We start from the raw sequence: 13674 nt of genomic DNA, 5'->3' as shown, positions 1-13674 counted from the left end.
GGTGGGGCCGCCGACGTCGATCGTCACCTCGAAGGCCCGCCCGGCTCGTCCGCCCTTGACTCCCCAGCACGCGAGGATCGACCGGTCGGCGATGGACATGAAGCTCGCGTCGCGGAGCATTCGGAGGTGCTTCTCGTAGCCCAGCCCACCGCGATAGCGCCCGGCACCGCCCGAGTCGACCGCGAGACCCAGCCGCTCGACGATGAACGGGAACCGGCCCTCGGTGAACTCGGTTGGCAGGTTGCGCGAGTCCGGCACCACGTGGATCGTGTCCTCGCCGTCCGCGTAGTACCGACCGCCGGAGCCGCCGCCGAGCACCTCGCGCATGAGGTAGTCGTTGCCGTCGCGGTCCTTGCCGTAGACGCCGGTGTAGCGGATCGTCTCCTGGTCGGCGGGCATCCGGCCGTCGACTGCCTTGGCGACGACGCCGGCGAGCACGCCGAGGAGGCGCAGGATGACGAAGGTGCGGGCGTTCGTCGGCGCCGGGTAGATCGGCGTCAGGAGCGTCCCCTTCGGCGGGAACTTCATCTCGATGAGCGGCACGATGCCCTCGTTGACGTCGAGCTCGGCCATCCGCTCGGGCGTGTCGGCGAGGTTGCGCAGGATCGGTGCGAGCCACTTCTTGAGGAAGTTGCCGCCGACGTAGTCGCCGCAGTGGTTGATGGGGCCCTTCGCCTGCGGGCTCGTCCCGGTGAAGTCGATGACGATCTTGCCTCCGTCGGCGCTCGTCTTGGTGAGCGTGATCCGCTGGGTGTGCAGCTGGGGCTCGTCGACCCCGTCGTGCTCTGCGTAGTCCTCCCACACGTACGTCCCGTCGGGGATCTTCGACAGGATCTCGCGCCGGTACGTCTCGGTCGTCTTGTCGAGGATCGCGTCGAACGCCGCCTCCACAGTGTCGCGGCCGTAGCGCTCGAAGAGCTCGGACAGCCGGCGGGCGCCCATGAGGCACGCCGAGCACTCCGCGTCGAGGTCGGCGGCGAGGGAGTCGGGCATCCGGCTGTTGCGGGTCATGATGCGCAAGGCGGACTTGTTCGGGACTCCCTCGTCCCACAGCTTGATCGGCGGGACGGAGAGGCCCTCCTCGAAGACGCTCCGCGCGTCGCTCGGCATGGATCCGGGGACGGCCCCGCCGATGTCGTCGTGATGCCCGAACGCCTGGACGAACGCGACGACCTCACCCTGGTGGAAGACCGGCACGGTGACACACAAGTCGGGCAGGTGACCGATACCTCCCTCCGACTCGTAGACGTCGTTGTGGAAGAAGACGTCCCCCTCGTTCATCTCCTCCAGCGGGAAGTCGCGGACGATCGGGTGGACGAGCGCGGAGTACGAACGGCCGGTGAGCTTGCGCAGCTGGCGGTCGTGGATCCCGGCGCGGAAGTCGTGCGCGTCGCGGATCATGGGGGAGCGGGACGTCCGCGAGATGGCCGTCTCGACCTCCATCTCGACGCTCGCCAAGGTGCCCTCGACGATCTCGATGACGATGGGATCGACCTTGGTGCCCTCCGGTGTCAGGCGGTTGCCGTGTTCGTACGACGTGGGCAGGCCAGCTGGGTTTTCCTGTGGCTCAGTCGAATCGGGCCGTATGCCGCTGAGCTGGCTGCCGCTCGAAGCGGCGCCGCCCGCGGGGGCGAGCTTGACGTGGGCAGTCTGGCAGGACAGGCACATGGTCAGACCTCCGTGCTGTTCGTGAGCTTGGTTGGGTCTGCGGCAGCGGACTTTGTGAGGACGAGGTTGCCGAGGTCGTCGACGCTCAGGACGAAGCCCGGGTGGACGGGGACGGTCGAGCCGAACTCCTCGATGATGGCCGGGCCCTCGATGGTGTCCCCGGCGCGGAGGTCGGGTCGCCACCACACGCCCGTGTCGACGTAGCCGTCGGTGGCGTCGAAGCAGACCGGGCGTCGACTCTTGAGGGCGCGCACCTCGAGGGCAGCGGAATCGGTTGATGCCGAAGGGAGTTCCTGTAGCTCTGGGCGGGTGATCGGCCCGATGCCGGTGACCCGGAGGTTGACCCACTCGACCTGCTGCGTCGGGTCGTCGCGGAAGTCGTAGCCGTATAGGGCCCGGTGGGCATCGTGGAAGCGGGAGGCCACGTCAGCGGCATACGCCTCGTCGATGGCTCCCGAGGAGGCCGGCACGCGGACCTCGTAGGCCTGGCCGAAGTACCGCAGGTCGACGGTGCGCGTGTAGCGGTGCGCGTCTCGGGGGAAGCCCTCTGCGTCGAGCGCCTTCGCGGCGCGGTCGGTCAGCTCGTCGAAGGTCTTCTGGACCGCGGCGTGGTCGAGCGTTGCGTGGCGTGCGACGGCGGTCTGGACGTAGTCGTTCTTGACGTCGACGGTGAGCAGGCCGAAGGCCGAGACGTTTCCCGGGTTCTGGGGGACGACGACGCCGGCGAGGCCGAGGATGTCGACGAGGCGGCAGGCGAGGAGCGAGCCCGAGCCGCCGAAGGTCGCCAGCATGAAGTCGCGGACGTCGAGGCCGCGCTTGACCGACACCTGGCGCAGGGCGTTGGCCTGGTTCCAGGCGGAGATCTCGAGGATGCCGGTGGCGCAGTGCTCGAAGTCGAGGCCGAGCCTCTCGGCCAGGGCCTCGATGCCCGCGCGGGCGGCGTCGACGTCGAGGGGGATCTCCCCACCGAGCAGGTGTGGGGGGATCCGGCCGAGTACGACGTGGGCGTCGGTGATCGTCGGCTCGGTGCCGGCCTTGGCATAGCAGAGAGGGCCCGGATCGGCTCCGGCGGACTGCGGCCCGACCTTGAGGGTGCCTTCGGGAGAGATCCAGGCGATCGATCCGCCACCGGCGCCCACCGTGACGACGTCGATCATCGGGATCTTGCTCGGGTAGGCCCCGACGGTGCCCTCGGTCGTCAGGGTCGGCTCGCCGTCGAGGACGACGGAGACGTCGGTCGAGGTTCCGCCGCCGTCGCACGTGAGGACCTTGGGGAAGCCGGCCTTCTTGGCGATGAGCCCGGCGCCGAGGGCGCCGGCAGCCGGGCCGGAGAGGACCGTCGTGATCGGCTGGTGCACGACCTCGTCAGCCGAGAGGACACCGCCGTTCGACTTCATCACATAAAAGGGAATGTTCGCGCCGTCGGTGAAGTCATCGAGCCGCTGGTGGATGTTGGCGACGTAGCGGGAGACATTGGGCTTGACGGCCGCGTCGACCAGGGTCGTCATCGAGCGCTCGTACTCGCGGTACTCCCGGAGCACCTCCGAGCTGATCGAGACGACCGCCTCGGGATGCTCGCGGCGGAGGATCTCGCGCATCGCCAGCTCGTGTCTGTCGTCGGCGTAGGAGTGCAGGAAGCAGACGCCGATCGTCGTGATCCCCCGGTCGCGGAACCACCGAGCCACTTCGACGGCCCCTGCCTCGTCGAAGGGCCGGACCTCGTTGCCCTCGAAGTCGAAGCGACCGCCGACCGTCTTGACGAAGTCTGCTGGCACGATGCGCGGCGGCTTGACCCAGAAGTACGAGTTGCCGTAGCCATCCGGCACCGCCTGCCGAGCGATCTCGAGGATGAACTCGTAGCCCTCGGTCGTGATGAAGCCGAGCTGCTCGACCTTGCCCTCGAGCAGCTTGTTCGTCGCGACGGTGGTGCCGTGCGAGACCGCGGTGACGTCCTCGCCGGTCGCGCCCATGAGGTCGAGGACCTTGCGGACGCCGTTGATGAAACCGTCGGCGGGGTTGCTCGGCGTCGATGGCGTCTTGGTGGTGACGAGCTCGCCCGTCTCCTCGTCCAGGGCGACGACGTCGGTGAACGTCCCACCCGTGTCGATGCCGATCCTGATCCGTCGTGCAGTCAGTCGTGCAGTCATGGGAAGGATTCAACAGTCGGGACGAGGCCGATGCCTTGGCACAAACTGCCAATGGAAGGTGGTGATCGGGCCAGACATCGCCAGTCGACCGACTCCCCCGCCGAGGATGACGCGGGCCGGTCGTCCGTGACGGATGATCGACAGGTCAGCACCGCCACATGACAGGAGGGGCGTCGTGCCCGGCACACCTTCCGACAGCCCCACGTTGGACGATCAACCTGTACCGACGGCCCCAGAGCGGGCCTCGACCTCGGACGCCGTCGGGTTGATGGACGCTGCACTTGGTCTGGCGGTCTCGGCCGTTGCCGCATCTCGTGAGGCTGTCGGCCGAGGAAGGTTCGTGCTGCGTCCGGTCAGCGCCGTCGCCCGGGCGCCCTTCAGGCTGGGCCGCCGGCTGATCGGGGACCGTCGCACCGGCGAGCTCAAGGCGCGGGGACGGTCGGAGCGCCAGCACGCGGTGGCCGCCCTGTCGCAGCTCGTGGACCAACTCACTCCCCGGTTGGCCGACGCCGTCCTGGCTCGCGTCGACGCAACCGACCTCGTCCTCAGGTACGTCGACCTCGACAGGATCATCCAGAACGTCCAGGTCGATGCGATCATTGCGCGGGCCGACCTGCAGGCGGTCATCGACCGGGTCGACGTGGACGCGATCATCGCGCGGGCCGACCTGCAGGCGGCGATCGACCGGGTCGACGTGGACGCCATCGTGGCGCGGGCGGACCTGCAGGCGGCGATCGACCGGGTCGATGTGGACGCGATCATGGCACGGGCGGACCTGCAGGCGGTGCTCGACCGCGTGGATGTCGACCAGGTGGTGTCGCGCGCCGACCTGGATGCGGTGATCGCAAGAATCGACCTCATCCGCTTGGCTGAGTACGTCGTCGAGGGCATCGACCTGCCCGGAATCATCCGCAGCTCGACCGGCTCGATGGCTTCGGAGGGCCTGCTGGAAGTGCGGCGCCAGGGCATTCGAGCGGACGAGCGAGTGGCTCATGCCGTCGACCGGCTGTTGCGCCGATCCGACCGGACGCCCGCTTCCGCCCTTGAGGCCGACACCACGAGCTCCACCTCGCCGGCGGCGTCGGACGGCCAGCCCCCGACCGGTGCGGTCGGCCATGGATACGTGCACTGAGAGGGCGGGCTGATGGAGCCGCCCGCGGAGCCCGGTCGTGGCACCCTTGCGCGCATCGTCGTCCCCGCGAGCGCGCGGTCGATGCAGGGTCACCGCGCGGGCATCGTCACCCGCCTCCTCGCGGGCGTGGTCGACTCGACCATCGCCGTCCTGGGCGTCGGCCTCGGATACCTCGCGGTGCTGATGGTCAGGTACGTCGTCAGCCCCCGCGACTTCCGGTTCCTCGAGCCCGGATTCGGCCTTCTCCTGCTCTCCTTCCTGTGGCTGCTCACCGTCTATCTCACGCTCGCCTGGGCCACCACCGGGCGGACCTACGGTGCGCGGCTCCTCGGCCTGCGCGTGGTGGACGCCCGCGGACGACGAGTACGTCCCGGCGTCGCGCTGCTGCGGGCGCTCCTCTGCGTCTTCGTCCCCATCGTGCTGTTCTGGGTCGTGGTCAGCCGCGAGAACCGCTCCGCCGCCGACGTGTTGCTGCGCACCTCGGTCATCTACGACTGGGCTGCAACGCCCCAAACTCTGCACGGCGGCGCCGAGGGCGGCACCCAGGCCTGACCAGCCCTACGCGATCGAGTGAACAGGTTCTGGGTCGGGCGAGCCCCCACGTGGCGCTTCGATCGGGAGGCGCGGGCACCCACCCCGTCCGACAGTGCAGGTCGGACTCCTAGGCTGTCGTCAGTGGCGCAACCAAGGAGGGCCCGTGGCTCGTCGTGTTCTTGTCGTTGACGACGAGGCCCAGATTCGGACCCTGCTGCGCGCCTATCTCGAGGCGGACGGCTACGTCGTGTCCGAGGCGCCCGGTGGCGCCGAAGCACTCCGACAGATCACCACGATGCTCGGGCCCCGTCCTGATGTCGTGCTGCTCGACGTGGGCCTGCCGGACCTGGACGGCCTCGAGGTGCTGCGCCGGGTCCGGGTCGAGTCCGACGTCTTCGTCATCCTCGTCACCGCACGATCCGAGGAGGTCGACAAGCTCGTCGGCCTCGGGGTGGGCGCCGATGACTACGTGACCAAGCCCTTCAGTCCGCGCGAGGTCGTCGCCCGGGTCAGGGCCGTCCTGCGACGCCGCCGTGACGACGGTGCGGCGCCGACCGCAGAGCCGTCCGGCCTGCATCGCTTCCCTGGCCTCAGCATCGACGAGGATCGGCGTGAGGTGACCGCGGATGGCCAGCCCGTCGCGCTTTCCACGCTCGAGTTCGACCTCCTGTTGGCCTTGGCCAAGTCCCCCGGCAGGGTCTTCTCGCGGGCCCAGTTGCTGGAGAAGGTCTGGGGCTATGACTTCTTCGGTGACGAACGGGTCGTCGACGTGCACATCCGGAGCATGCGCAAGGCACTCGGCGACGACGCCACGGCGCCCCGGATCATCGGGACCGTCCGGGGGGTCGGCTACAAGTTCCTCCTCGAGCCGGACGGGAGTCCCGCATGAAGCGCCTCAGCGTCCGTCTCGTCCTCTCGCACGTCTTCGTCGCCGTGCTGGGGGCCATCGCCACGTATGTTGTCGTCCGACAGCTGGCGCCGTCCCTCTTCGACGAGAGCATGCGCCGGATGGGCATGGGCATGGGCCGGCCCGGCCAGGGTGGGACAACGCTTCGAGATCAGTTCGCCGAGGCGGTGGACCGGGCCCTCCTCGTCGGTGCCCTCGTCGGTGCGACCGCCGCGGCGATCTTCGGTGTCGTCGCCAGCTACCGCCTCGTCCGCCCGCTCGGCAGGGTCCGCGCGGCCACCCGGGCCATGGCGCGGGGGCACTACGACGTGCCGGTCCCGAAGCCGCAGGAGACCGAGCTGGCGGAACTGGCCGAGGACGTCAACACGTTGGGCCGGGGGCTTGCCGACGCGGAGGCGCGCCGGGTCCGGCTGCTCGGGGAGGTCGGCCACGAGATGCGCACGCCGCTCACCGTGATCGACGGTTATGTCGAGGCGATGATCGACGGGGTCATGCCGACCTCTCCCGAGCAACTCGGGCGGGTCGGCGAGGAGGTCCGCAGACTGCGGCGGCTCTCCGAGGACCTGTCAACCCTGTCTCGCGCGGAGGAGGGCCGCCTCGCCCTGATTCTCAGCCCGGTGGAGCTCGGACCTCTGGTGACGGCGGCTGCAGAGCGGCTTCGCCCGCAGGCCGAGGATGCCGGTCTGCGTCTCGAGGTGGTCAGCGAGCCGGGCTCGGTGCAGGTCCTGGCCGACGCTGACCGGCTGGCCCAGGTCGTGACGAACCTGCTCGGGAACGCGATCCGCGCCACGGACAGTGGCGGGGAGGTGCGGGTGTCGTGCCGACGGGCACAGGACTTCGCCGTGGTTGAGGTGGCCGACTCCGGTGAGGGCCTGGACGCGGCTGAGCTGCAGCACATCTTCGAGCGCTTCTACAGAGTGCCCGGCCGGCGGGTGGGCCAGCACGACAGTGGGTCGGGCATCGGCCTGACCATCGCGCGCGGCATCGTGCGAGAGCACGGTGGTGATCTCACGGGCAGCTCACCGGGCCGAGATCGCGGCGCGACGTTCACGGTCCGGCTGCCCCTCGCCGGACCGACCGATCAACCCTGACCCCTGTGCAAGTGGAAGTCGACCGACCGGTCGACCTGACCGGTCGGTCGATGGCATCGTCAGGCATCGTCCTGGTTGGCGTACGGGCAGTCACCAGTGCCGTTCCCGGGGCCCACGCCGTTGCCCATCCGCCCCATGCCAGTGCCAGTGCCCGAGCCCATGCCCGAGCCCATGCCGGGGCCCATGCCGGGGCCCATCCGGCCCGGGCCGTTCTCTGGCTGGTTGCCCAGGCCCATCCGGCGGGCGCCGTCGCCGGGAACATGCCCTGCGGCCCACGCCTCGAACGCCGCGAGGTGGTGCTCCGACGCCTCACGCAGGTTGGTGAAGAGCGACTTCGCTGCGGTGTCCGTGGTCTTGGCCTCGAGCGTCTTCAGATCGGCAATGTCGCGCTTCTCGAGGGCCACGCCAACGTCGGAGGCGGCGTCGAGCGACGTGCTCCCCTGCGCGAGCCAGTGGTCGTAGAGCCCCTGGATCGTCGGGTCGGCGTAGGTTCCGACAGCCTTCCCCGCAGACGGGTCGCTGACGCCGTAGCGGGTCAGCAGGTTCCCTACGGCGTCGAAGTGGCGCTGCTCGCTCCTCGTGATGTGGCTGAACGGCATGGCGTCGTCATATTTCGCAGCGAACGCCGCGTAAAGGTCGCGGGCCATCCGTTCCTCCTCACGGGTGAACGCCAGGTCCTTGGCGAGCTGCGCATCCACCGCTGTCACCGACGTGGTGGTGGTCGTCGTGGGCACCTCGCCAGGGAGCGAGATCGCCTGTGCGATGCCCTGCACCCCCGCCGCAGTCACCAGCACCGCGCCGGCCGCGGCCATTGCGCTGGTCCTCCATGTCCTGGTCATCGTCTCCTCCTCGTCCTCGTCCACCGGGCCGCGGTCCCTACCGCCCCGGCTTCTGACTCGATTCAACGGCGGCTCGGTGAAGCGTCGACGTGGGTAACCGTGAAGGCTTCATGAAGGCCCGCGCAGGCGGCGCAGCATACCCCCAGGGGTATGGGTTAGGATTCCGGAGGAACAGGCACCGTCCAGCCCAGGAGCGCTCATGCGATTCACGCAGTACTACCTCGACTGTCTTTCCCAGGCGTCGTACCTGATCGCAGACGACACGACGGGACAGGCCGTCATCGTCGACCCCCGCCGCGACGTCGCCGAGTACCTCTCGGACGCCAAGGAGCACGGGCTGACGATCGTCGGCATCATCAACACCCACTTCCACGCGGACTTCCTCTCCGGCCACCTGGAGCTGGCGCGCGAGACGGGTGCCTGGATCGGCTACGGCTCGGTGGCCAGACCGGAGTTCCAGTTCCGTGCACTCGAGGACCGCGAGCGCATCAGCCTCGGCGATGTCACCCTTCAGATCATGGCGACGCCAGGCCACACGCCGGAGTCGATCAGCGTCCTGGTCCACGAGCACGCCGATGACGAGGTCGCCTACGGCGTCCTCACGGGCGATGCGCTGTTCATCGGCGACGTCGGGCGTCCTGACCTGCTCGCGTCGGTCGGCGTCACCGCCGAGGAGCTGGGCCGGATGCTCTACGACTCGGTCCAGCACAAGCTCATGCGACTGCCGGACGACGTCCGCGTCTTCCCCGCCCACGGGGCCGGTTCGGCCTGTGGCAAGAACCTCTCCACCGAGAAACAGTCGACGATCGGCGAGCAGCGCCGTCTCAACTATGCGTGCCAGCCGATGAGCGAGGACGCCTTCCTCGAGGTCGTCACCGGCGGTCAGCCCACGGCCCCGGCGTACTTCGTCTACAACGCCACCCTCAACAAGGCCGAGCGCTCGGTGCGCGACACCGATGCGGCCATCCCGGTGCTCACCGATGAGCAGGTCGACGAGGCCCTGGCCGATGGCGCGCTTCTCGTGGACGCTCGCGACCAGCAGGAGTTCGCCGCCGGCCACCTCAAGGGAGCCATCAGCATCCCGTCCGACGGCCGGCTGGCCGAGACGGTGGGCACCGTCCTCGAGCCGAGCCAGCGGTTCGTCATCATGGCACCCGAGGAGGAGGTCCAGGAGGTCGCGACCCGCTTCGCCCGGATCGGCTTCGACCACGTGCTCGGTCACGTCGCCGACCCCGAGGGCTACCTGCTCGGCCGCGAGAAGCAGGTCGAGCGCTCGAGCCGCCTGACGGCCGCCCAGGTCGAGGAGGCGTGCGAGAGCGAGCAGGTCCAGCTGATCGACATCCGCAACATCGGTGAGCTCGAGGCGGGCACCATCCCGGGCGCCCGGCACCTGCCGCTGGCCGAGCTCCGCGACCGGATGGCCGAGCTCGACCCGGAGCGCCCCGTCGTCCTCTACTGCGCGGGCGGCTGGCGCAGCAGCGTCGGCGCGAGCGTGCTTCGTGCCGCGGGCTTCACCGATGTCTCAGACGTGCTCGGCGGCTACAACGCCTGGGCGCTCACTCACGCGTTGGCCTCCTGACAGCCGCACGACCCGGGTGCGCCGCCGCGTTGCGTGCCACAGTGGCCGCATGGACGCAGACGTGACCGCCCACCTCGACACCGTCCGGTCGCCCGTGCGACGGCGTGACGCCGACACCTTGGTCGCGCTGATGCAGCGGGTGACCGGGCAGGAGCCTCGGATGTGGGCCACCATCATCGGCTTCGGCCAGTACCACTACCGGTACGCCAGCGGACGCGAAGGAGACGCCCCCGCAGCCGGCTTCGCGCCGCGCAAGGCGGCGACGACTCTTTACGTCATGGACGGGGTCGACTCCCACCGAGATCTGCTCGACCGCCTCGGCCCGCACACGACCGGCGTCAGCTGCATCTATGTCAAGGATCTCGGGGAGGTCGACCTGGGCGTGCTCGAGACCATCGTCGCGCGCTCCTACGAGCGGCTCACCGCCGGCGTTTGGCCCAGCCGCGCCGCCGAATCGAGTTGACGGCCCCGTTGCTGTGTGGCAACAAGCCCACGCTGGGATGTGGGTTTCCTTCCCCACCCATGCCGTATGCCGCTCAGCTCGCTTCCGGGGACACGGCGCCTCGGGTGGGCCGGCGGGTCAGGGACGGCGCCAGCCGGAGCCCGCGTCGTCGTGCCCATGGGCGGCCATGAGCATCAGTCCGCCGTCGACCGCATAGGAAGAACCCGTGACATAGGCAGACCGTGGCGAGGCGAGGAAGCCGATGACGGACGCCACCTCATTGACGTGGCCCGGGCGGCCGAGCGGGTTCCCGGGTCGCGACACGCGATAGGCGTCCTCCTCGTCCTGGCCGGTCATCTCGGTCGCGATCTCGCCGGGCGCGACGGAGTTGACCGTGATCCCATGCTCGGCGAGCTCGAGGGCGAGCACCTGGGTGAGCATCCCGAGACCCGCCTTGGCGGCGCAGTAGGCGGAGGACCCGACCCGCGGGACGTGCTCATGGACGCTCGTGACGTTGATGATCCGGCCGCCGTGCCCGTCGGCGATCATCCGCCGCGCCGCGCGTTGGGCGCACAGGAAGGGCCCGGTCAGGTCGGTGGCGAGGACGTGCTGCCACGTCTCGAGCGGCAGGTCGACGGCCAGCTCGGACTGCCCGGTCCCCGCGACGTTGACGAGAACGCCGAGACCGCCCAGCTGGTCGGCCAGCTGGTCCACGACGAGACCGGCATCCGCCGAGGCGGCATCAAAGGGGGCCGCGACGCACCGTTGACCGCGCCTCTCGACCTCCCGGGTGGTCTCGGCGGCCCCTTCGGTGTCGTGGTGCACCGTCAGCCCGATGTCGAAGCCCTCGGTGGCAAGGAGCAGCGCCGTGGCCCGGCCGATGCCGGAGTCGGCGCCGGTCACGATGGCAAGCCGAGGAAAGGAGCCGCGCGGGTTGGTCTCGTCGTAGGTGCTCATGGCCCTCATGTACCCGGTCGTCCGCGCCCGCCAGCCCCTGCATGCGATGGGTGACATCTGGCAAAGCTCTTGAACGGAGACTACTCTGTGTTGCAGAGTAAATGCGTCGAGATCATCGAGACGGGGGACCCATGAGTGAAGGACCGCTACAAGACGCTTCAGGCGGGCTCGGCGAGGATGCGGCCCGTGAACTCCTGAGCGGCACGGAGCGCGTGCGGCGCCAAGCCCGAGCCCACCGGCGCATCGTGGCCGCTCCGCTCTATGTCCTCGGTGCCCTTCTTCTCGCCTACGCCCTCCTCAAGCTCATCGACCGGGTGCACCTGGAGAACTCGTTGTCGGATGGCATCACGTACGCCACCGGGCAGCCCGCCCTCCAGACGTTCCTCGAGAGCTACTGGGCAACGATGGGGGCGCTCGGTCTGGTCGGCATCGGAATCTGGTTCGCCGTGCGACGACAGCGCACCGGCGCCGGGCCCGGAGGGCTGGCGTGGATCGTGGGCGGCGTGGCCATCCTCCTGCTCGTGTGGCTGGGTGGCTACGTTCTGCCGCTCACCCCGCTGTTCCTCGTGGCCGGCTTCCTCGCCCCGACGCTGTTCATTGCCGTCCCGCTGCTCGTCATAGCGGTCCAGCGCCGCAGCACCCGGCTCGCGGCATGGGTCGTCGCCTTCGGCGTCGTGACGGTCCTCGGTGGACTGGGGTTCTTCACCAACCGCCTCGGTGATCTCGTCCGGCTCACGGGGCTCGAGTCGAGGGTGTCGCTCGACGTCATCGTCTCCGCGGACCTTGCCGTGCTCCTGCTCTTTGCGCTCATCCTCCTGGGCGCCGCCGAGCACGCGCGGCGGGCAACGGCACAGCTCCCGTCGTGACTGCACGCGAACCGCACGTGCCGACCGACGCTGCTGTGGGCAAGCCTGAGGGGAGGGCCGGACCGGACGAACCACCTCACCCGACGAGCGGCCTCGACGACGTCGTGCACCAGAAGGCGCGGCTCGGAATCCTTGCGGTTCTCGCCGAGGTTGATCGGGCGGATTTCACCTACCTCAGGACCATCCTGCAGCTCACGGACGGCAACCTCGGCCGGCATCTCGAGGTGCTCGCGGGCAGCGGCCTGGTCCACGTGGACAAGGGCTACGCGGGCAGGCGCCCACGGACCTGGGTCACCATCACGCGAGAGGGGCGCCACGCCCTCGCCCAGGAGATGAATGCGATCCGAGCCCTGTTGCGCCGGTTCGAGCAGACGACCTGACCCGGTGCCAGGCCGACGCTCAGCCGTCGTTGCCGTGCCGAGGGCGCTCGTGCCAGAACGGGCTGCTGGCCGGCCGCTCGAGCTCGTCGCGGTGCCCGCGGATGAGGTCGAGGTTGCGGTCACGCAGGTGGTCGAACCCCTGGCCGACATTTGAGCCCGGCGTCAGCGACGCGAGGGCCTCCGCCGGGTCGAGACGGGCCGAGATCCAGCCTTCATGGCTCGCCGCCTTGGCCACGACGTGGCCGATCGGCGTCACGATGTGTGAGTTCCCGAAGAAGATGGTGCCCGCCGGGTCGATACCCGTTGCATTGGCGCCGATGACGTACACGTGGTTGTCGTAGGCCCGGGCCCGCGAGGTGAGGTCCCAGATGTCGGCCGAGCGCAGCAGCGCCGAGGGCCGGCAGATGACTTCCGCCCCCTGGACGGCCTCGATCCGCGACAGCTCGGGGTAGTCGCCGTCGAAGCAGATGATCATCCCGATCTTCCCGAGCTCCGTGTCGCAGACGGTCACCGTGTCACCGGGGGTGACCCAGCCACCCCCGTCGACGGCCTCGGAGCAGAACGGGTGGGTCTTCCGGTAGACGCCGAGCACGTCCCCAGCGGGGGAGACGAGGACGGACGCGTTGTAGACGATCCCGCGCTCCAGGCCCCGCTCGTACGTGCCGACGCACACGTGGGCGCCCGTCTCCCGGGCCACCTCCTGGATCGGCTCGACGATGCCGCCGGGGACCTCCGTGACGAGGTCCCAGAGCTCCTCCTTCGAGCATCCGGGCGTGAAGCCGGTCGTGGCCGACTCCGGCAGCACGACGAGCTCGGCCCCGGTCGCGTCGACGCACCGGCGGGTGAAGTCGACGCAGCGGTCGAGGTTGTCCGTGATGGACTCCTTGGTCAGCGCACCCGGGACCGGGGCGACCTGGACAGCTGCAGCGGTGAAAGCACGCATGTCATCCTCTTCCGATGGCCCAGCCGATGAGGACGCCGATGAAGGCGATGCCGGCACCGGTGAACGTTCCCATGACGAAGTCCTTGATGCGGTTGGACTCGGCCCCCGCCGCGGCCTTTCCCGCGTAGACCGTTCCTGCACCAGCGGGCCGTATGCCGCTGGGTTCGCTCACCGCGGGCGCGGCGGCCG

At 69.5% G+C, this 13674-nt stretch carries 13 protein-coding genes and 1 pseudogene; 8 read left to right on the top strand and 6 right to left on the bottom strand.

Going from position 1 to position 13674, the window contains the following annotated elements:
* Together VIR15_RS18775 and VIR15_RS18770 are read right to left on the bottom strand one after the other, a co-directional pair.
* On the bottom strand, positions 1 to 1668 hold a 1668-nt coding region (locus tag VIR15_RS18775; RefSeq protein ID WP_331930555.1), incomplete at its 3' end, for a hydantoinase B/oxoprolinase family protein.
* Positions 1669 to 1670: 2 nt separating this feature from the next.
* The gene (locus VIR15_RS18770) at positions 1671 to 3815 is read right to left on the bottom strand and encodes a hydantoinase/oxoprolinase family protein (protein ID WP_331930553.1); all 2145 of its coding nucleotides are present in this window, start codon (positions 3813 to 3815) and stop codon (positions 1671 to 1673) included.
* 340 nt (positions 3816 to 4155) lie between these two features.
* Between VIR15_RS18770 and VIR15_RS18765 the strand changes: the two genes are divergently transcribed.
* The 4 genes from VIR15_RS18765 (at position 4156) to VIR15_RS18750 (ending at position 7479) form a co-directional block, all read left to right on the top strand.
* Positions 4156 to 4947, top strand: a complete 792-nt coding sequence (locus VIR15_RS18765) for a hypothetical protein (RefSeq protein ID WP_331930551.1) — start codon at positions 4156 to 4158, stop codon at positions 4945 to 4947.
* Positions 4948 to 4959: 12 nt separating this feature from the next.
* The gene (locus VIR15_RS18760) at positions 4960 to 5499 is read left to right on the top strand and encodes an RDD family protein (RefSeq protein WP_331930549.1); all 540 of its coding nucleotides are present in this window, start codon (positions 4960 to 4962) and stop codon (positions 5497 to 5499) included.
* 145 nt (positions 5500 to 5644) lie between these two features.
* Positions 5645 to 6370, top strand: coding sequence for a response regulator transcription factor (locus VIR15_RS18755; RefSeq protein WP_331930547.1), 726 nt, complete (start codon positions 5645 to 5647; stop codon positions 6368 to 6370).
* Positions 6367 to 7479: a sensor histidine kinase gene (locus tag VIR15_RS18750; protein WP_331930545.1), complete on the top strand. Its 1113-nt coding sequence runs from the start codon at positions 6367 to 6369 to the stop codon at positions 7477 to 7479. Before VIR15_RS18755 ends, VIR15_RS18750 begins: the two co-directional genes overlap by 4 nt.
* A 59-nt stretch (positions 7480 to 7538) precedes the next feature.
* Here VIR15_RS18750 and VIR15_RS18745 read toward each other — a convergent pair whose 3' ends face one another.
* Positions 7539 to 8342, bottom strand: a complete 804-nt coding sequence (locus VIR15_RS18745; RefSeq protein ID WP_331930543.1) for a DUF2202 domain-containing protein — start codon at positions 8340 to 8342, stop codon at positions 7539 to 7541.
* A gap of 175 nt (positions 8343 to 8517) precedes the next feature.
* On the opposite strand from VIR15_RS18745, the gene VIR15_RS18740 reads away from it, so the two are divergent.
* Together VIR15_RS18740 and VIR15_RS18735 are read left to right on the top strand one after the other, a co-directional pair.
* A complete protein-coding gene (locus VIR15_RS18740) occupies positions 8518 to 9897 on the top strand; it encodes a rhodanese-like domain-containing protein (RefSeq protein ID WP_331930541.1) in 1380 nt (459 codons plus the stop codon).
* A 49-nt stretch (positions 9898 to 9946) separates the two neighbouring features.
* Positions 9947 to 10360 (top strand): DUF1801 domain-containing protein, encoded by a 414-nt coding sequence (locus VIR15_RS18735; protein WP_331930539.1) that lies wholly within the window; start codon positions 9947 to 9949, stop codon positions 10358 to 10360.
* A gap of 117 nt (positions 10361 to 10477) precedes the next feature.
* Here VIR15_RS18735 and VIR15_RS18730 read toward each other — a convergent pair whose 3' ends face one another.
* Positions 10478 to 11296: an SDR family oxidoreductase gene (locus VIR15_RS18730; protein ID WP_331930537.1), complete on the bottom strand. Its 819-nt coding sequence runs from the start codon at positions 11294 to 11296 to the stop codon at positions 10478 to 10480.
* Between the two features lie 131 nt (positions 11297 to 11427).
* On the opposite strand from VIR15_RS18730, the gene VIR15_RS18725 reads away from it, so the two are divergent.
* Complete coding sequence (locus VIR15_RS18725) at positions 11428 to 12162, top strand: hypothetical protein (protein WP_331930535.1); 735 nt, start codon at positions 11428 to 11430, stop codon at positions 12160 to 12162.
* Positions 12159 to 12542, top strand: coding sequence for a winged helix-turn-helix domain-containing protein (locus VIR15_RS18720; RefSeq protein ID WP_331930533.1), 384 nt, complete (start codon positions 12159 to 12161; stop codon positions 12540 to 12542). The genes VIR15_RS18725 and VIR15_RS18720 overlap by 4 nt, the downstream gene beginning before the upstream one ends.
* Positions 12543 to 12561: 19 nt before the next feature.
* Here the strand turns inward: VIR15_RS18720 and VIR15_RS18715 are convergent, their stop codons facing one another.
* Both VIR15_RS18715 and VIR15_RS18710 read right to left on the bottom strand, forming a co-directional pair.
* A complete protein-coding gene (locus VIR15_RS18715) occupies positions 12562 to 13485 on the bottom strand; it encodes a carbon-nitrogen hydrolase family protein (RefSeq protein ID WP_331930531.1) in 924 nt (307 codons plus the stop codon).
* Between the two features lies 1 nt (position 13486).
* Positions 13487 to 13674: pseudogene (locus VIR15_RS18710) on the bottom strand (SRPBCC family protein); the annotation flags it as partial.

The organism is Intrasporangium sp., assembly GCF_036566125.1.
Taxonomy (GTDB): Bacteria; Actinomycetota; Actinomycetes; order Actinomycetales; family Dermatophilaceae; genus Intrasporangium.
This window is presented reverse-complemented; position numbering and strand designations above follow the sequence as displayed.

What these genes read in the sequence shown, in the direction of transcription:
- VIR15_RS18715 (WP_331930531.1), bottom strand. Translation starts at nt 13,485, where the DNA reads ATGCGTGCTTTCACCGCTGCAGCTGTCCAGGTCGCCCCGGTCCCGGGT.
- VIR15_RS18770 (WP_331930553.1), bottom strand. Translation starts at nt 3,815, where the DNA reads ATGACTGCACGACTGACTGCACGACGGATCAGGATCGGCATCGACACG.
- VIR15_RS18740 (WP_331930541.1), top strand. Translation starts at nt 8,518, where the DNA reads ATGCGATTCACGCAGTACTACCTCGACTGTCTTTCCCAGGCGTCGTAC.
- VIR15_RS18725 (WP_331930535.1), top strand. Translation starts at nt 11,428, where the DNA reads ATGAGTGAAGGACCGCTACAAGACGCTTCAGGCGGGCTCGGCGAGGAT.
- VIR15_RS18730 (WP_331930537.1), bottom strand. Translation starts at nt 11,296, where the DNA reads ATGAGCACCTACGACGAGACCAACCCGCGCGGCTCCTTTCCTCGGCTT.
- VIR15_RS18760 (WP_331930549.1), top strand. Translation starts at nt 4,960, where the DNA reads ATGGAGCCGCCCGCGGAGCCCGGTCGTGGCACCCTTGCGCGCATCGTC.
- VIR15_RS18750 (WP_331930545.1), top strand. Translation starts at nt 6,367, where the DNA reads ATGAAGCGCCTCAGCGTCCGTCTCGTCCTCTCGCACGTCTTCGTCGCC.
- VIR15_RS18735 (WP_331930539.1), top strand. Translation starts at nt 9,947, where the DNA reads ATGGACGCAGACGTGACCGCCCACCTCGACACCGTCCGGTCGCCCGTG.